Source organism: Nonomuraea endophytica, assembly GCF_014203235.1.
Lineage (GTDB): Bacteria > Actinomycetota > Actinomycetes > Streptosporangiales > Streptosporangiaceae > Nonomuraea > Nonomuraea endophytica.
On sequence record NZ_JACHIN010000027.1, the window covers coordinates 46,760 to 64,738 of the forward strand.

Here is a 17,979-nt window from a genome sequence, read left to right on the forward strand (position 1 = left end):
TCTCCTTCTCTAACGGAACGCGGGACCGGCCCAGACGGGCACGCCGCCGACCACGGTCAGCTCGGCGCCGATTCCGGGGATCTCGTCCTCTGGCACGGTGAAGTAGTCCTTGTCGAGCACCACCAGGTCGCCGCGCAGGCCCGGCTCCAGCCGTCCGCGCTGGTGCTCCTCGAAGCTGAACCAGGCGCTGCCGCCGGTGCAGATGCGCAGCGCCTCGGCACGGGTGAGCAGGTTGTCGGCCGCCCTGATCCGCCTTCCGCCGATCTCGCGGCCGGAGACGTACCAGTGCATGGCGGTGAAGGGCCGGTAGGAGGCCACCCGCATCGCGTCGGTGCCCCCGCCGACCGGCACGCCCGCGTCGAGCAGGGCGCGCAGCGGCGGCGCCTGGAGCACCGCCTCCTCGCCCCACGCCTCGATCAGTTCCTCGCCCTCGAACCTGAGCATGGCCGGCACGAGCACGCCGGCGCCGAGCCTGGCCATCCGCCCGACCGTCGCCCGGCTCATGCCTTCGCCGTGCACGATCGCCCAGCGCAGCGGCGCGAGCGGGATCTCGGAGTCCAGCCGCTCCCACAGGCCCACGATGGCCTCGATGGTGTCGGCCCTGATGGCGTGGATCTGCACCGGCCAGCCGCGGCGGGCGCAGTCGGCGAAGGTCGAATACAGGGCTTCGAGCGAGCCTTCCGACAGGTCGGGGCTGCGGGAGAAGCCGTCGTGCACGTTGTAGTGGATGATCTCGCCCATGCCGAGGACCCTGAGCATGTCGTCGCCGAAGCCCGGCGCGAGGTAGCGGAGGTAGCCGGGTAGTTCTTCCGGCTCGGCGTGCGGGCGTGAGGCGTGCACGGTCGTGCGCACCCGGACGGTGAGCAGCCCGCGCCGCCAGGTCTCGTAGAGGGCGGAGTAGACGTCGGGGCCGGTGTTGGCGCCGCCGCCGTCGATGAGCCCGGTGATCCCGGCGGCGCTGAAGGCGAGGGAGGCGGCGGCCGTGGAGGCCACCTGCTCCTCCGGCGAGGGCACGGGCAGCTGCCAGTAGAGCCAGCGCATCGCCGCCATGCCGCGCAGCACGCCGGACGGGTCGACGGCGCCGGCGTCCAGGCCCTCGGCGGCCGTCTTGCCCAGGTCCACCGCGCGCAGGGCGGCGGTGCTGAGCAGGCCCCACGAGTAGCCGAGCTGGACGAAGACCGGATGGTCCGGTGCGGAGCGGTCCAGTTCCTCGCGCGTGGGCGCCCGACGCTCGGCGAACTGCTCGGGATGCCAGCCGCCGATGACCTTGATCCAGGTGCCCGGCGGGCGCTCGGCGGCGGCCTCGGCGATCCGTTCCAGGGCTCCGGCGAGCGTGGGCTCCCGGCCCCACTGGACCTCGTCGTTCCAGGTCAGTCCGGCGCGGACGAAGTGGGTGTGCCCGTCGATGAGACCGGGCACCACCCTGCGCCGCCCGGCGTCGATCACGGGGACCGCCGGGCCGGCCATCGTTCTGGCGACCGCGTCCTCTCCGACGTATGTCACGCGTCCATCCCTGATGAGCACGGCGGAGGCCTCGGAAGACGTCCTTCCGTCCTCGGCGAGCGTGGTCACCAGGGCGTTCATCAACAGCAGGTCCGAAGTAGCCAACTCGGAGGTCCCTTCACACCGACGTTGCGGCTGAGTGTCCATGTGAAGCGAGAGGATGTCAATCGTTTGCTCTGAAGTAGCCGAAAATCTGACTAGTACCCCCTTCCGACAGTGCGTTTCTTCAGCGAAATCGATTGCGCAATCACAGCCGAATACGTAACTCATCCGATGCGAACGCGGTATTTGCGGTGTTACCTTCCGCGGGAGGTGAGGCCCGATGCGCAAGCTGGCTGTGCTGCTGGTGATCCTGCTCCTGACCGCGATCCCCGCGCCGCTCCACGCGGCCGCGGGCGCGAAACCGCCCCCGGTGGTCTACCAGCGGGCGGCCCTGCGCGCGGGCACCGCCGAAGGCGTCGCCACCGGCGCCGCCCTCAGCTTCGCCGCACCCGCCGGGGTGACCGAGTACGGCGGCGCGAGCTGGGAGTACGCCCGCTGGACCAGCCGCGACACCCGGGTCGGATTCGACGCCACCGAGCTGATCGGCTCCTGGACAGCCGACACCCCCGCGGGCACCTGGATCCAGATCGAGCTGCGCGGCACGTCACCCCGCACCAAGTGGTACGTCCTGGGCCGCTGGGCCTACGGCGACGCCGACATCCGCCGCACCTCCGTGTCCGGCCAGGCCGACGCGGACGGCACCGTCAACGTCGACACGTTCGCCGCCGCGAAGGGCCGGCCGGTCGACTCCTACCAGCTCCGGGTCACGCTCTATCGCAAGCCCGGCCAGGCGGGCGGGCCCGTCGTGCGCACCCTGGGGGCGATGGCGTCCGCGGTGCCGAAGCGGGCGAGCGTGCCCGTCAGCCCCGGCGGCGGGGCGTGGGGCGTCGAGCTCAAGGTGCCGCGCCGCTCGCAGGGCATCCACCTCGGCCACTATCCCGAGTGGGACGGCGGCGGCCAGGCGTGGTGCAGCCCCACCTCGACCGCGATGGTGCTGGGCTACTGGCGCAAGGGGCCGAGCCCCGCCGACCTGGCCTGGGTCGATCCCAGCGACCCGAGCCCCGAGGTCGACTACACCGCCCGCTACGTCTACGACCTGGACTACGAGGGCGCGGGGAACTGGCCGTTCAACACCGCCTACGCGGGCCGCTACGGGCTCGACGGGTTCGTCACCCGGCTGCGGACGCTGACGGAGCTGGAGCGGTTCATCAAGGCCGGCATCCCGGTGATCACCTCGCAGTCGTTCAAGGAGGAAGAGCTGCCCGGCGCCGGGTACGGGACCGACGGCCACCTGTTCGTCGTCATCGGCTTCACCAGGACCGGCGACGTGATCGTCAACGACCCGGCCAACTCGCCGACGAACGACGACGCCCGCCGGGTCTACCCCCGCGCCGCCTTCGAGAACGTCTGGCTGCGCAGTTCCAGCAGCGCCGGCATCGCCTACGTGATCCGCCCGCCCGCCCACCGCCTGCCCGCCCACACTCCCGGCCTGCCCGCCAACTGGTGACCCGGCGCAGGTTCAGTACCGATGACGGATACCGGTACGTAGCACGTTCGGGGTTAGCCTCGGCCAACCGTCTTCCCCCCAGGCGGAGGTGTCATTGGCATGAGTCACAAGCCCTGGACTGCGATCGTGGCCTTAGCCGCGATCCTCGCGACGGCCGCACCGGCCGCGGCAGCCGTACCCCAGCAGCAGGCAGCGACCCCACCACCGGCCCAGCAGCAGGCAGACCCGGTCACCCCCGCCGGCGAGCAGCACGCTGCCGACCTCAAGCTGCGCTACGGCGCGGCAGAGCACACGACGCGGATCCGGCGACCGGGATCCAGTTACATCAAGGTCCACTTCGCCGCGCTCAAGCTCGTCCCCGGCGACTACGTCACCGTCGCCGGCCCCGACCGCCGTGAGGTCCACACCTACTACGGCGACCCGACGCTCGGCGCGAACGCCCGCGGATCCGGGCACACCGTCCACGGCACGCCGGGCTTCGCGGCGATGTCCGTTGACGGCGACACGGCCGTGATCACCCTGCACACCACCGGCCGGCGCTCGGCCGCGCGGCTCGCCGGGCTGGGCTACGGCGCCGTCATCAACCGCTACTACCGCGGCTTCACCGGCGACGAAGCCGCCGCCCGCGCACCCAAGAGCTTCTCGGTCTGCGGCACCGACGCCCGGCGCGACGTCGTCTGCTACCGCGACAGCCACCCCACCGAGTACGCCAGGGGCAACGCGGTCGCCCGCCAGCTCCTCGACGGCCTGGGCCACTGCACCGCGTGGCGGGTCGGCAACACCAACCGCATGCTGACCAACAACCACTGCATGGAGAACGCCGCCGACCTGGCCGCCAGCGAGTTCCAGTTCGACTACCAGTGCGCGACCTGCGGCGGCAACGACCCTCGGGCCGGCACCAAGGTGGGCGGCGGGCAGTTCCTCAAGACCAGCGTGCTCAACGCCCTGGACTACACCCTGTTCAGCGTCGCCGACTTCGCCGCCATCCAGCAGTTCGGCACGCTGTATCTCGACCCGCGCCCGCCGGTCGCCGGTGAGCGGATCTACATCCCCGGCCACGGCGACGCGCGGCCCAAGCGGCTGTCGTTGTTCGAGGAGACCCAGGGCGGCGCCACCTGCAAGATCGACGTGGTGTCCTCCGGCGTCAACACCGGCTACCGCTGTGACACCTCGGGCGGCAACTCCGGCTCGCCGGTGCTGGCCGCCTCCAGCCACAAGGTGATCGCCCTGCACCACCTGGGCGGCTGCCCGAACTGGGGCACCAGGATCACCGAGGTCTACAACGAGATCTCCGGCATGATCGACAACAACCCGCCCACCGGAGGCAACGACTTCTCGCTGGCCCTGTCCCCGTCCTCGGCCACCGTGCAGCCGGGACAGACGACCACCTCGACCGTGTCCAGCGCGGTGACCGGCGGGAGCGCGCAGCAGATCACGCTCGCGGCCACCGGCCAGCCGGCGGGCGTCACCGCGTCGTTCTCGCCCTCGGTCATCCAGGCCGGCGCGTCCTCGACACTGACGCTTGCCACCACCGCGCAGGCGCCGACGGGCAGCTACACGGTCACCGTCGTGGGCACCGGCGCCTCGGTGACCCGCTCGGCGACGTTCACCCTGACTCTCGGCAGCGGTCCGCCGCAGGGCTGTCCGGGCTACGAGACGACCAAGACCGGGTCGCTGACCAGCGGCGCCAGCCAGTATCAGCCTGACGGCCAGTACTTCCAAACCACCACGACCGGACCCCACCGCGCCTGCCTGGACGGGCCGGCGAGCACCGACTACGACCTGTACCTGCAGAAGTGGAACGGCTCCAGCTGGGCGAACGTCGCCCAGGGCGCCACCGCGGGTCCCGACGAGACGCTCACCTACACCGGCACTGCCGGCTACTACCGCTACCGCGTCCACGCCTACCAGGGCGCCGGCGCCTACACCCTCGGCTACGACGCCCCCTAGGCGATCCCGCCAGACGGCCGCGCCCGGCCTGCCCCGGGCGCGGCCGTCCCTTCTCATGTGATTAGGTTAGCCTTGCCTAAATTCACCGAGAAGGGAACGGACTCGTGAAACGGATCGACGACCGTGAGCGGTATCTGGAACGTATCGCGGAGGTCAGAGCGGGCACGATCGCCCGCAAGGTGGCCTACCCGATCCGGATCCGCGAGGTCGAGGTCCTGCGCACCGCCATGGTCGGCAGCGGACTGATCCGGGTCACCCTGGGCGGCCCCGGCCTGGCCGGGTTCGAGGCCCACTCCCCCGACGAGCACGTACGCCTGATCTTCCCCGAGACCGACGGCGCCCTTCGCCTGCCCGAGCCCGACGGGCACATGCTGAGCTGGCCGCGCCCGTTCCCCACCACCCGCAAGTACACGGTGCGCCGCTACGACCCGGCGGCCGGCGAACTCGACCTCGACTTCGCCCTGCACGGCAAGGGCGTCGCCGCCGACTGGGCGCGTAACGCCGCCCCCGGCGCGACCGCCCACGTCGCCGGCCCGCCCGGCGGGCTGATCGTGCCGCACTCCTACGACAGGTACCTGCTGGCCGGCGACCTCACGGCGCTGCCCGCCATCGCCCGCTGGCTGGAGGAACTGCCGGACAGCGCCGCCGGATGGGCGTTCATCGAGGTCGCCGACGCCGACGAGGAGATCGAGCTGACCGCCCCCGAGGGCGTCGAGATCCACTGGCTGCGCGACGGCGACCTCGCGCGGGCCGTCCAGGAAGTGACGGTGCCCGAGGGCGAGCGGGTCTTCGCCTGGATGGCCGGCGAGGCCGACACGCTGAAGCCGCTGCGCCGCTGGGTCCGCGACCACCTCGGGCTCGGCCCCGACGACCAGGACATCACCGGCTACTGGAAACGCGGCGCCGCCGACTACGACGACCACTGATCCACCCATGTGTAAGGAAACAGCCATGTCTACTGGCCGCACGCTCGGCTCCGTCATGCTCGCACTCGCCGTGGCCACCGCGGGCTGCGCGTCCGGGAGCCAGCCGCCCGCCGCCAACACCGCCACCCGCGTCTTCAAGGCCGCCAACGGCGACATCACCATCCCCGCCGACCCCAAGCGCGTGGTCGCGACCGGCTACGCCGTACCCGTGCTGATCGAGGCGGGGGCGCCGCTGACCGGGATCTCGACGTGGAAGCGGGGCGTGCCGCTCATGGACGCCAAGACCCGCGCCGCCTACGACAAGCTGCCGAAGGTCGCCGGGGACACCGCGGCCGAGACCAACTACGAGGCGATCGCCAACGCCAAGCCCGACCTCATCGTCATCGGCGTGCCCACGCCGGTGCTGGCCGACATCGACCTCAAGCGGCTGCGGTCGATCGCGCCCGTCGTGGCGATCGGGCCGACGGTTCCCTCGGCGTGGCGGGAGCTGTCGCAGCGCCAGGCCGACGCCGCGGGCGCGCTGGAGGGCTTCGACACCGCCAAGACGACCTACGAGGCCAAGGCCGCCGAGCTGCGGACGAAGTACGAGAAGGTCCTGCCGGGGCTGAAGCTCGCCCACGTCGGCGCGTACGGGGAGGTCGGCAAGGGCACCTTCCAGCGCGAGTTCGACCGGTCGTGGGGCACCAACATCGCCAACGACATCGGCGCCGCCTACTACGGCCAGGTGAAGGTGAAGGGCGGCGGCAGCAAGGACGTGAGCGAGTACCCCTCGATCGAGGAGTTGCCCACGGCGCTCGCCGAGGCCGACGCGGTCACCTACTCGGTCGGCCCGGACGGCGCGCCGCTGCAGGCCGTCAAATACGTGCTCGACTCCGAGCTGTGGAAGAAGCTGCCCGCGGTCAAGGCGGGCAAGGCCTTCGCGATCCGCTACACCGAGGCCGCCACCTACGGTCAGGCGCTGCTCACCCTGGACGCGCTCGACAAGTCGCTGGCGCCGCTGGCCGCGAAATGACGCTCGCCGCACGCGCCGGGACGATCACCGGGCGCGGCGCGGTGCTGGTCGCCGGGGTGGTCCTGCTCGCGCTGGTCGCCGTCGTGAGCGTCGGCATCGGCGCCCACGCCGTCGCGCCCGCCGAGGTGGTGCGCGCGCTGTTCGCCTTCGACGGCTCGCCCGACCACTCGATCGTGCGCGACGTACGGCTGCCGCGTGCGCTGCTCGGCGTCGGGGTCGGCGCCGCGCTGGCGGTGGCCGGGGTGCTCATCCAGACGCTCTCTCGCAATCCGCTCGCCGAGCCCGGCGTCCTCGGCGTCACGGCCGGGGCCGGCTTCGCGATGACCGTGGGCGCCGCGCTCGGCCTGGCCACCACACCCGCGTCGGAGCTCGTGCTGTCCGGCGGCGGCGCGGCGCTGGCCGCCGTCCTGGTGTACTCGGTCGGCCGCGCGTCGCCTTTGCGCCTCGTGCTCACCGGCGTCGCGCTGAGCGCGGTGCTGGCCGGGCTGTCGCTGGGGCTGCGGCTGATGCTGCCCGACGTCTTCGACCGCTTCCGGTTCTGGTCGATCGGCTCGCTGGCCGGGCGCGAGAAGGACCCGTTCACACTCACGCTGGCGCTCATCGTCCTCGCCGTCGCCGGGGCGCTGCTGCTCAGCCGTCCGCTCAACGCGGTCGCGCTCGGCGAGACGGTCGCGCGCACCCTGGGCGCGAGCGTCACCCGGGTACGGCTGGCGGCGCTCCTGTGCATCACCGTGCTGGCCGGGGCGGCCACCGCCGCGGCCGGGCCGATCCTGTTCGTCGGCCTGATCGTGCCGCATGTGGTCCGGCCGCTGGCCGGGGGTTCGGTGCCGTGGCTGACCGCGTACTCGGCGGTGCTCGGGCCGATCCTGCTGCTGGTCTCCGACATGGGCTCGCGGGTGCTGCTGCCGACGGGCGAGGTGCCGGTGGCGATCGTCACCGCGTTCCTCGGCGGCCCGGTGCTCATCTGGGCCGTCCGGCGCTACGGGGCGGGCACGCTGTGAAGTGCTTTGGGGCGGGGGCGCTGTGAGCGTCGTTGTGGTGCGCGCGGGCGGGTGGTTGGTCCGGGTTGAGCGCCGGACGCTGGTGTTGTCGGCGGCGCTGGCCGCCCTGATGCTCGGGGCCGGGCTGCTCGGGCTGTGTTACGGCGCCTCGTGGGCGACGCCCGGCGAGGTGCTGGCCGCGCTCGGCGGGCAGGGCGAGTCCGTGGTGGTGATCAGGGACTGGCGGCTGCCCCGGGTGCTGGCCGGCATGGTCTTCGGCCTCGCGCTCGGCGTGGCCGGGGCGATCTTCCAGAACCTCACCCGCAACCCCATGGGCAGCCCCGACGTGATCGGCCTCGACGCCGGCGCCTACACCGGCGCGCTGGTCGCGCTCACCGTGTTCTCCGGCGGCTCCGTCGTGCTCGCGACCAGCTCGGTGGTCGGCGGGCTGGCCGTGGCCGCCATGATCTACCTGCTGTCCTCGGGCGGCGGGCTGTCGGGGCTGCGCCTGGTCGTGATCGGGATCGCGGTCAGCGCGATCGTGACCGCGTTCAACTCGTGGATCGTGCTGCGCGCCGAGCTGGAGGTCGCGATCGCGGCCGTGGGCTGGAGCGCCGGTTCGCTGAACGGCGTCGACTGGGCTGACCTGCCCGTTCCCTTCACGATCATCGCGGTACTGCTGGCGCTGATGGCGGCCTGGTCGCACACCATGCATCAGGCGGCGCTCGGCGAGGCGGTGGCGAGCGCCACCGGTGTCGGGCTGCACCGGCTGCGGCTGCTCATGGTGCTGGTCGGCGTCGGGTGCACCGCGACCGTCACCTCGGTGGCCGGGCCGATCGCGTTCATCGCGCTGGCCGCTCCCCAGATCGGGCGCCGGCTGGCGGGGGCGGCCGGGGTTCCGCTCCTGCCGGCCGCGCTCACCGGCGCTGTCCTGCTGCAGGGCGCCGACCTGGCCGCGCAGATGCTGCTGGCCCCCGAATCCCTGCCGGTCGGTGTCGTCACCACCGCGATCGGCGGCTGCTATCTGATCTGGCTCCTGGCCAAGGAAGTGAGGAGAGCGTGACCAGCGTGCGTCTGCGGGCTCAGGATCTGGAGCTGCGTTATGCCGACCGGGTGGTCTCGACGCGGTTGAGCCTGGACGTGCCCGACGGCGCGTTCACCGCGATCGTGGGCGCCAACGCGTGCGGGAAGTCGACGCTGCTGCGCGCGCTCGTGCGGCTGCTGCGCCCGGCCGAGGGAAGCGTGCTGCTGGACGAGCGGGACGTCGGCTCCTACGCGGCGAAGGCGCTGGCCCGCTCGCTCGGGTTCCTGCCGCAGGATCCGCTGGCGCCCGAGGACATCCGGGTCAGGCAGCTCATCGGGCGCGGGCGCTTCCCGCACCAGCCGATGTTGTCGCTGTGGTCGGCGGAGGACGAGAGCGCGGTCAGCGAGGCCATGACGACCGCGGGCGTGGACGGCCTGGCCGACCGGCCGGTGAACGAGTTGTCAGGCGGGCAGCGGCAGCGGGTGTGGGTGGCGATGGTGCTCGCGCAGCGCACGCCGTACCTGCTGCTCGACGAGCCGACCTCGTTCCTGGACATCGCGCACCAGTACCGGCTGCTGGCGCTGCTCTCGCGGCTGCGGGACGAGGGGCGCACGGTCGTCGCCGTGCTGCACGACATCAACCAGGCGTGCCGGTTCGCCGACCATCTGATCGCGATGAAGGACGGGCGGGTCGTGGCCGAGGGCGCGGCGGCCGACGTGGTGGACGCGGCGCTGATCAAGGATGTGTTCGACCTGCCCGCCGTCGTCGTGCCGGACCCGGTGACCGGCACGCCGATGGTCGTGCCTACCCTCGACGGCCGAACAGGGCCATCCGGCTGATCATCGCGTCGGCGGCGAGGTGGTAGCAGACGCTCACGCAGCCGAGCAGCTCGGCGGGCGTGGTGAAGGTGCCGGCGAGGGTCTTGTCGGCGATCCTGCGCACGCCCGGGATCAGCGCGCCCAGCTCCGCCGCGGGCGTGCTCGGCATGTCGATCTCCAGCTCCAGCGTGTCGGGCATGCGCAGCGGCGCCAGCTCTCCTGCCCCGCGTACGGTCGCCGCCGCCGCCTCCCTGATCTGCCGCCTGGCTTCCGACGGGGAGAGGCTGTCGGCCGCGGTGTGCCCGTGGGCCACCTTGACCGCGACGGTGCGTACGCCGGGGAAGGCCTTTTCCGCGACCCCGCAGATGACGTCGTCACCGGTGAGCAACCCGATCGGGACGCCGACCGCGGCCGCCTGCAGCGCGTTGACCTCGGCCTCCGAGACCAGGCTGCCGTTGAGCCGCACCTCGTAGAAGTGCGAGGAGTAGGTGTGGGAGAGCACGCCGGGCGAGCCGGCGGCGGCGTGGTAGCCGAGGAACATGGCCACGTCGTGCTCGGCCGAGACGCCCTCGGCCATGCAGTCCAGCTTGGGCGTGCCGAAGATCAGCCGGGCGCGGGGGTCGAGCTCCTCGTGCAGCAGGTTGTCCATGGTGCCGTGGCTGTCGTTGATCAGGACGCTCTCGGCGCCCGCCTCGAACGCGCCCTCGATCGCGGCGTTGGCCTCGGCGGTCATCAGGCGCTGCGCGCGCGGATAACCGTGGCCGCCGCGGACGATCTGGTCCATGGTCGCGATGCCGGAGATGCCCTCCATGTCGATGGAGATGTAGACCCGCACTGACTGCTCCTTTCGTTGGCCGCTGTGGCAGCGTGTCACCCTAGAAGGCGGCGGGCTTTGGCGCGTTGGCCGAACCTTCGCGCGCGGCTTCGGCGTACCGCACAGCGCCGGGGATCACGAACGCGGCGGCCACGGCGAGCAGCCCGAGCAGCGCGGACAGCAGATACGTGGAAACGAAGCTGCTCTCCGCGGGGATCCCGGCGACGCTGCCGCCGGCCAGCACCATGGCGCCCACCTGCGCCCCGAAGGTGCCGCCGATGCTCTTGGCGACGAAGACCACGCCGCTGACGCCGGCCGCCCGCTCCCCCGGCACGTCGGCGGCCACGACGTTGAGCACCGCGGTGAGCCCTATGCCGCCGCCCAGGCCGGTGACGGTCACCCCGGCGACGATCTCCCACGGGGAGCCGTGCAGGAAGGCGAGCATGGCGGTGCCCACGGAGACCAGGACGGCGCCGAGCACCAGCACGGTACGCCGCCCGAGCAGCCGGGTCATCGGCCCGACCAGCGGCGCGATGACGGTGCCCGCGACGCCCAGCGGGAACATGTAGAGCCCGATCCACAGGGTGTCGGCGCCCATGCCGTACCCGGTGCCCTCGGGCAGCGACAGCATCATCGGCAGCGCGACCAGCAGCCCGAAGGAGGCGAAGCCGAACACGAACCCCATCGCGGTCACTCCGGCGGATGAGCGCCCGGCCAGCAGGCGCAGGTCCACGAGCGGTTCCCGGCTGCGCAGTTCGACGAACGCCCACAGACTCAGCGTCAGAGCCGCGGCGGCGAACAGGGCGAGCGCGGCCGGATCGGTCCAGCCCCAGCTCGACGAGGTGGTCAGGCCCAGCATGAGCAGGGCGATCCCGCCGCCGAGCAGCAGCCCGCCCGGCCAGTCGACGCGGCCGCCGGCGGCGCGGGCCGTGGCGGGGACGGCGATCCAGGCCCAGATCGCGGCCACCAGCGCGCCTCCCAGGGTCAGGAAGAACAGGCTCCGGTAGCCGAGCGCGGCGATGAGCGGCCCGGACAGGATCAGGCCGATCGCGCTGGCGAGCGCGGCGGTGCCGATGACCAGGCCGTTGCCGGTGGCGCCCTGCTCGGGTTCGAGGGTGTCGCGGAACAGCCCGACGGTCAGCGGCAGTACGCCCAGCCAGACGCCCTGTACGGCCTGGCCGGCGATCAGCACCTGCACGTTGGGCGCCAGGCCCGAGATGAGGGCGCCGGCGCTGGTGATCGCCATCAGAATGAGCAGCACGGTCCGCTTGTCGTACATGTCGGCCAGGCGGCCGGAGATCGGCGTGCTGATCGCCGAGCTGATCAGGCCGCCGGTGAAGATCCACGCGATCTCGCCGGGCGAGGCGGACAGCTCCCTCTGGATGAGCGGGAGCGCGGGCGAGAGCATCGTCTCCAGCAGTTGGAAGACGCCGATGAACAACACCGGTGGGCCGATGATGCCGAAGCCGGATCTGGACATGGTCCTGCCTTTCGGGGGGTGACCTGGCTATGCCGGGCCGAGCACCCTGGCGGTGACCAGGGAGCGGGCGGCGTCGGCGAAGAACTCCTCCGAGCCGCCGTGGACGCCGAGGATGACGGCCTGGCCGAGCCCGGACAGCAGCGCCTTGAGCGCACGGGCCAGGCGTAGCGCCTGCTCCGCGGTGACCGGCACGCCGTCGTGCTCGCGGCCGGCGAGGTGGCGCACCAGGTCGGCCTCGGCGGTGTTGATCGCCGCGTTGAGCCTGGCCAGCAGGTTCGCGTCGTTCAGCACGAGCTCCAGCACCCGGACCTCGAACAGCAGCAGCCCGGCGGCCTCAGGGTCGGCCGACATCCGCCAGTACTGCCGGGCGATGGCGGCCACGGCCTCCTCCAACGGCCGGCTGGACGGGATCCGCTCCACCGGCTCCCGGTCGAGCGGGCCGGTGTAGTCGTCGATCATCGCGACCATCAGCCCGTCCTTGCCGCCGAACAGCGAGTAGACGGCGCCGGTCGTGAGCCCGGCGAGCTGCGTGATCTCTTCCAGCTTCGCCCGCGCGCCGTCCCTGCCGACGACCTCCCGCGCGGCGTCGATCAGCGCGCGCTTGTTCGCGGCCTTGCTTTCCGCCCTGGTCAGTCGCATGGTGCCGGGTCTCCCGCAGTCGAGTGAACGAAACGATAATCTAGATTATTAGAATAATCCAGATTATCTTTGCGTGCATGAACGTCGACTCTTACATGAACCAGGTGCCCGACCACGCCGCGTTCCCGGCCGTGGACGAGATGCACGCCGAGCTCGACCACCTCGCCGCCACCCACCCCGACCTGGTACGGCTCCGCCACATCGGCGCCTCCCGCCTGGGCGAACCGCTCCGCGTGGCCACGATCGGCGCCGGCCCCCGCGACGCGGTCATCATCGGCGGCCCCCACCCCAACGAGCCCATCGGCTCCCTCACCGTGAGCAACCTGCTGCGCCGCCTCATCGACGACCCCTGGCTGCGCGAGGAGTTCGGCTACCGCTGGCACCTCATCCCCTGCGTCGACCCGGACGGCGCCCGGCTCAACGAAGGCTGGTACGCGCGGCCCGGCGACCGGCGGGCGTACGCCGAGCACTTCTACCGCCCGTGCGAGGCCGACCAGGTCGAATGGACGTTCCCGCTGACCGGCGACGGCTACACCTTCGAGCGCACGCTGCCGGAGACCGAGGCGCTGATGCGGCTGATGGACGAGGTGAAGCCGGCCTTCGTCTACTCCCTGCACAACGGCGAGCTCCAGGGCGCCTTCTACTACCTCAGCCGCGAGGTGCCCGGCCTCGCGGAGAAGCTCGCCGCCATCGCCTCCGGCCGGGGCCTGCCGCTGCACATGGGCCCGCCGGAGATCCCAAGCGCCAGGCAGATCGGCCCGGCCGCCTACATCACGCCGCGCGGCGCCGAGCTGGGCGAGGTCTACGGCATCGGCGGCGGCAGCGTCGACTACGCCGACCGCTTCGGCGCCCTGCACCTGGTGACCGAGCTTCCCTACTGGGCCGATCCGGCCGTCTCCGACCAGACCCCGACCGGCCAGGTGTACGGCGACACGATCGCGGCCCATTTGGCGGCGCAGCGCGACCTGATCGCCGAGCTGGGCCGGTCCATGGCCGCCGTCCAGGCCGACCTGACCGTGGCCTCGCCGTTCCGCCGGTCGATGGAGGACTTCCTCGGCACCTACGAGACCTACATCGCCGAATGGGAGGGCTTCCCCGGCGCCGACCGGCCGGCCACGGTCGCCGAGGTCGTCGGCAACGAGCAGCTCAAGCACAGCATGCGGCTGCGCTACTGCGGCACCCTGCTGCGGCTGCTGGACGCCGAGCTCGCCGCGGGCAACCCGACCCCGGCCATCCGCGCGGAGCGGGCCCGGGTGCGGACGCTCTTCGACGCCTGGTTCACCGAGGCCGACACCGGGTTCACCGCCACCCCGATCCCGATCCGCACGCTGGTCGCCGTCCAGCTCGGCGCCGCCCTGCTGGCCGCGGAGGCGGCCAAGAGCCCGGACCCGGCGTAATGACCGATGTTGTCGAGGTTCTGTGCGGGTGAACGGGGCCGATATGTCTTGCGATGCGACCCAGAGCTACGGAAGGATCACACAACCTTAGTAAGACCAGCAGCGAGGAGGCTGTTGTGGACCCCCAGGCCGGCATCGACCGTTTCGGTTACCAGCAGGAATTACGCCGCGGGGTGGGGCTCGCCGACCTGGTTTTCTACGGCCTGGTGATGATGGTGCCCATCGCACCGTTCGCCATCTTCGGCCTCGTCTACTCCCGATCGGGCGGCATGCCGGTCATGGCGTACCTGGTCGGCGTGGTCGCGCTGCTGTTCACCGCCATCTCCTACGCCCAGATGGTACGGGCGTTCCCGCTGTCCGGATCGGTCTACAACTACGCCGGCCGAGGCATCGCCCCGCCCGTCGGCTTCATGACCGGATGGGCGATCCTGCTGGACTACCTGCTGGTGCCGAGCCTGCTCTACCTGGTCGCCTCGATCGCCATGAACTCCAGCCTGCCCGGCGTCCCGGTCTGGGCCTGGCTGATCTTCTTCGTCGCCGTCAACACCATCATCAACCTGCGGGGCATCCGCATGACGATCACCATCACCAAGGTGATGATCGTCGCCGAGCTGGCCGTGCTCGCGCTGTTCCTGACCGCCGGGGTCTGGGCCCTCACGCAGGGGTACGGGCGCGGGTTCAGCCTGGCGCCGCTGTTCAACCCGGACACCTTCTCCTGGCCGATCGTGTTCGCCGCGGTGTCGGTGGCGGTGCTGTCGTTCCTCGGCTTCGACGGGATCAGCATGCTCGTCGAGGAGTCGACCGGCGGCTCCGAGCAGGTGGGCCGGGCCATGCGCATCGCGCTGCTGCTGGCCGGGGTGCTGTTCATCGCCCAGGTCTGGGTGGCGGCGCTGCTCGTACCCGATCCGCAGGGTCTGCTGACCAGCGCCAGCGGCACCGCCTTCTACGACTCGGCCCAGGTGGCGGGCGGCGAGTGGCTGCGGCAGGTCACCTCGACCGCCACCGCCGTCTCGTGGGGCATCGCCAACACCCTGGTCGCGCAGGTCGCGGTCTCCCGGCTGCTCTACGCCATGGCCCGCGACCGGCAACTTCCCTCGTTCCTGGCCAGGATCTCGGTCAAGAACGCCGTGCCCGCCAACGCCATCCTGCTCATCTCGGCGCTCTCCGTGGGTCTCGGGCTGTGGATGTCCACCCGCCCTGACGGCGTCGACTTCCTCAGCAGCCTGATCAACATGGGCGCGCTGGTGGCCTTCATCGTCCTGCACCTGTCGGTGATCGTGCACTACACGATCCGAGGCCGGTCCAAGAACGTCTGGTCGCACCTGATCGCGCCGCTGATCGGGTTGAGCGTGCTCGTCTTCGTGGTGATCCACGCCAACGTGATGGCGCAGGTCGTCGGCCTGATCTGGTTCGTGGTGGGCGGCGTGGTCCTCGGCGCCCTATACCTGCTCGGCCGGCCGCCCACCCTGCGGCCGAGCGCGCTGACGAAGGAGCCGGTGTGAGCGCGGACGTCCCGCCGCCGCTCTACCAGGACCTTTTCATCGTGTGCCACCACGAGAACGGCAAGCCGCTCATCCACCGCTCCTCCATCTCCCTCGGACTGGCCGGAGCGGTGCTGATCGACCTGGCCCTGTACGGGCGCGTCCGGCTCAAGGGCCGCGCCGTCGTGGTCACCGACCCCACCCCCACCGGCGACCCGGTCGTCGACGCGTACGCCGGGGCGTTCCAGCGCGACCGGCCCGAGCTGGACGCGGTGACCTGGGCCAAGACGGTCTCGGCCGACAGCTACGACCGGGCCAGGCGGCAGCTCGTCCGCGTCGGCCTGCTGACCGAGGTGACCGGGCGCCGGCTGGGCATGCTGCCGTACACGCGCTACCGGGCCGACATGGCCGCGATCGTGCGCGCCTCGACCGACGTGCGCTCGGCGGTGAGCGGCTGGCGGGAGATGGACGCGCGCGGCGCCGCGCTCTGCGGCCTCGTGCTGGCGCTGCAGGTGCACACCGAGCTCTACATCGGCCAGTCGTCGGCCCAGCTGACCACGACCCTGCGGACCATCGTCAACGAGCACTCGCCGCAGGTGAAGGAGCTCGTCGGCCTGTTCGAGGCGCTGATCGGCGAGGCGGCCGTGGCCGTGTACCGCTGAGCGGCGCCGCCGTACGATCTCTTCACGCGAAACCCCTCACAGGAAGCCCGCCCATGAACCACGAGCGTTCCGACCTCGCCGCGAAGATCCAGCCCGACGTCCCGCACGCGGCCCGCATCTGGAACTACTGGATGGGAGGCAAGGACAACTTCGAGGCCGACCGGGCCGCCGGCGACGCGGTGGCCCAGGTGTATCCGGACATCGTGAAGATGGCCGTGCAGTCGCGCGGGTTCCTGGTCCGCGCCGTCAGCCACCTGGCCGGTGAGGCCGGGATCAGCCAGTTCCTCGACATCGGCACCGGCCTGCCGACCATGCAGAACACCCACGAGGTCGCCCAGTCGATCAACGCGGCCGCGCGCATCGTCTACGTCGACAACGACCCGCTGGTGCTCGTGCACGCCCGCGCCCTGCTGCGCAACACCACCCCGGAGGGCGTCACCGCGTACGTGGACGGCGACTACCACGAGCCGGAGCTGATCGTCTCCGACGCCCACAACGTGCTCGACTTCACCAAGCCCATCGCGGTGATGTTCATGGGCGTGCTGGGGTACGTCGAGGACTTCGAGCTCATGCGCTCGATCGTCAGCCGGGTCATGGACAGCGTGCCCTCGGGCAGCTACCTCGTGCTGTGGGACGGCACCGCCACCGGCGAGGCCGTCGCGGAGGGCAGCGACAAGCTGGCGGAGAGCGGCGCGGTCCCCTACTACCTGCGCTCGCTCGACGAGATGGCCAGTTGCTTCGAGGGCCTGGAAATGGTGGAGCCGGGGCTGGCCCCCATCTCGCAGTGGCACGACGAGGCGGGGCCTTTCATCGACGCCCACGGGGCGGTGGCACGCAAGCCTTGACGGCGGGAAGGCGCCGGCCGACGTAAACTCGTCCCGCTCGCCCACCTCTGGAGGACCAGCGCATTGGACGTCCACGTCCCCACCCGGATGCTCGTCGAGGCGCTCGTCCGCACCGACCTCACCGTCGACGCGGGCGAGCTCTACGCCACCGCCCAGCAGCTGCGCATGACCGATCAGCAGGTGCGCCTGTGCGTCAAACGGCTGGTCGCGGAGGGGCGCTTCGTCCAGGAGGGCCGCGGGCGCAAGGCGGTCCTGCGGGCCACCGGCAGCGCCGAGCGGGCGATGGGGCTGGACGTCGAGTTCGTCGCCCACGCCTACCGGCAGGACGCCGGGCTCGCGCCCTGGGACGGCACCTGGCATCTGGTGGGCTTCGCCGTACCGGAGAGCGAGAGAACCGCCAGGGACGCGCTGCGCGCGGCGATCACCGCGCTCGGCGGCGCGCCCGTGCACGGCGGCCTCTACGTCAGCGCCAACGCGTGGGAGCCCTACGTCGAGGAGCACGCCCGCCGCCTTGACGTCCTCGGCCACGTCACCTTCCTGACCAGCCGCGACCTGCGCAGGGGCGAGCAGGACGACCCGGTCGCCCTGGCCCGCGACCTGTGGCCGCTGGAGAAGATCGCCGAGCGCTACGACCGCCTCGCCGAGGTCGCCCGGCCCCGGCTCGACCTGCTGCGCGGCGCGGACCCGCTCACCCCGCAGGAACGGCTGACCTTCGCGGTGGAGCTGGCCGCGGAGTTCACCCGCGCGCTGGAGGACGACCCGCTCCTGCCTCCGGAACTGCTGCCGCGGCCGTGGCCGGGCACGCTGGCCCGCGAGCTGTCCGCAGACTGCTTTTCCCTGCTGGACCAGGGCTCCGACATCCGCCTGTTCAAGCTCTACCGTGATCGTTGACATTGGAG

Annotated in this window: 16 protein-coding genes; 12 read left to right on the forward strand and 4 right to left on the reverse strand. The window is 71.6% G+C overall.

What is annotated here, in order from left to right:
* Positions 1-9: 9 nt before the first annotated feature.
* Complete coding sequence (locus tag HNR40_RS51325) at positions 10-1,503, reverse strand: amidohydrolase (protein ID WP_184975659.1); 1,494 nt, start codon at positions 1,501-1,503, stop codon at positions 10-12.
* Positions 1,504-1,825: 322 nt separating this feature from the next.
* On the opposite strand from HNR40_RS51325, the gene HNR40_RS51330 reads away from it, so the two are divergent.
* The 7 genes from HNR40_RS51330 (at position 1,826) to HNR40_RS51360 (ending at position 9,783) form a co-directional block, all read left to right on the forward strand.
* Positions 1,826-3,052: a C39 family peptidase gene (locus tag HNR40_RS51330; protein ID WP_184975662.1), complete on the forward strand. Its 1,227-nt coding sequence runs from the start codon at positions 1,826-1,828 to the stop codon at positions 3,050-3,052.
* Positions 3,053-3,151: 99 nt separating this feature from the next.
* Positions 3,152-5,002 (forward strand): trypsin-like peptidase domain-containing protein, encoded by a 1,851-nt coding sequence (locus tag HNR40_RS51335; protein ID WP_221341856.1) that lies wholly within the window; start codon positions 3,152-3,154, stop codon positions 5,000-5,002.
* 104 nt (positions 5,003-5,106) lie between these two features.
* On the forward strand, positions 5,107-5,928 hold the full coding sequence (locus HNR40_RS51340) for a siderophore-interacting protein (RefSeq protein ID WP_184975665.1): 822 nt from the start codon (positions 5,107-5,109) through the stop codon (positions 5,926-5,928).
* Between the two features lie 25 nt (positions 5,929-5,953).
* The gene (locus HNR40_RS51345; protein WP_184975667.1) at positions 5,954-6,940 is read left to right on the forward strand and encodes an ABC transporter substrate-binding protein; all 987 of its coding nucleotides are present in this window, start codon (positions 5,954-5,956) and stop codon (positions 6,938-6,940) included.
* The gene (locus HNR40_RS51350) at positions 6,937-7,941 is read left to right on the forward strand and encodes a FecCD family ABC transporter permease (protein WP_184975670.1); all 1,005 of its coding nucleotides are present in this window, start codon (positions 6,937-6,939) and stop codon (positions 7,939-7,941) included. Before HNR40_RS51345 ends, HNR40_RS51350 begins: the two co-directional genes overlap by 4 nt.
* A 22-nt stretch (positions 7,942-7,963) precedes the next feature.
* Positions 7,964-8,983, forward strand: coding sequence for a FecCD family ABC transporter permease (locus HNR40_RS51355; RefSeq protein WP_312896863.1), 1,020 nt, complete (start codon positions 7,964-7,966; stop codon positions 8,981-8,983).
* Positions 8,980-9,783 (forward strand): ABC transporter ATP-binding protein, encoded by an 804-nt coding sequence (locus HNR40_RS51360; RefSeq protein ID WP_184975673.1) that lies wholly within the window; start codon positions 8,980-8,982, stop codon positions 9,781-9,783. The genes HNR40_RS51355 and HNR40_RS51360 overlap by 4 nt, the downstream gene beginning before the upstream one ends.
* Here the strand turns inward: HNR40_RS51360 and HNR40_RS51365 are convergent.
* The 3 genes from HNR40_RS51365 to HNR40_RS51375 are packed head-to-tail and all read right to left on the reverse strand — an operon-like array spanning position 9,749 to position 12,695.
* Positions 9,749-10,597, reverse strand: a complete 849-nt coding sequence (locus HNR40_RS51365; protein ID WP_184975676.1) for a M55 family metallopeptidase — start codon at positions 10,595-10,597, stop codon at positions 9,749-9,751. The two genes, HNR40_RS51360 and HNR40_RS51365, sit on opposite strands and share 35 nt — an antisense overlap.
* Before the next feature lie 40 nt (positions 10,598-10,637).
* Entirely contained in the window at positions 10,638-12,056 is a 1,419-nt protein-coding gene (locus HNR40_RS51370) for an MFS transporter (RefSeq protein WP_184975679.1), read from the reverse strand.
* 27 nt (positions 12,057-12,083) lie between these two features.
* Complete coding sequence (locus HNR40_RS51375; RefSeq protein WP_246510845.1) at positions 12,084-12,695, reverse strand: TetR/AcrR family transcriptional regulator; 612 nt, start codon at positions 12,693-12,695, stop codon at positions 12,084-12,086.
* Positions 12,696-12,772: 77 nt separating this feature from the next.
* Here HNR40_RS51375 and HNR40_RS51380 point away from each other — a divergent pair, with 77 nt between their 5' ends.
* From HNR40_RS51380 to HNR40_RS51400, 5 genes are all read left to right on the forward strand, one after another.
* Positions 12,773-14,092: a M14 family zinc carboxypeptidase gene (locus HNR40_RS51380; RefSeq protein ID WP_184975682.1), complete on the forward strand. Its 1,320-nt coding sequence runs from the start codon at positions 12,773-12,775 to the stop codon at positions 14,090-14,092.
* A 116-nt stretch (positions 14,093-14,208) separates the two neighbouring features.
* Complete coding sequence (locus HNR40_RS51385; protein WP_312896864.1) at positions 14,209-15,594, forward strand: APC family permease; 1,386 nt, start codon at positions 14,209-14,211, stop codon at positions 15,592-15,594.
* Positions 15,591-16,235: a GOLPH3/VPS74 family protein gene (locus HNR40_RS51390; protein ID WP_184975690.1), complete on the forward strand. Its 645-nt coding sequence runs from the start codon at positions 15,591-15,593 to the stop codon at positions 16,233-16,235. Before HNR40_RS51385 ends, HNR40_RS51390 begins: the two co-directional genes overlap by 4 nt.
* A 53-nt stretch (positions 16,236-16,288) precedes the next feature.
* A complete protein-coding gene (locus HNR40_RS51395; protein WP_184975693.1) occupies positions 16,289-17,080 on the forward strand; it encodes an SAM-dependent methyltransferase in 792 nt (263 codons plus the stop codon).
* A gap of 63 nt (positions 17,081-17,143) precedes the next feature.
* Positions 17,144-17,971 carry a PaaX family transcriptional regulator C-terminal domain-containing protein gene (locus tag HNR40_RS51400; protein ID WP_246510846.1) on the forward strand — a complete coding sequence of 276 codons (828 nt, stop codon included), beginning with the start codon at positions 17,144-17,146 and terminating at the stop codon, positions 17,969-17,971.
* Positions 17,972-17,979 lie beyond the last annotated feature (8 nt).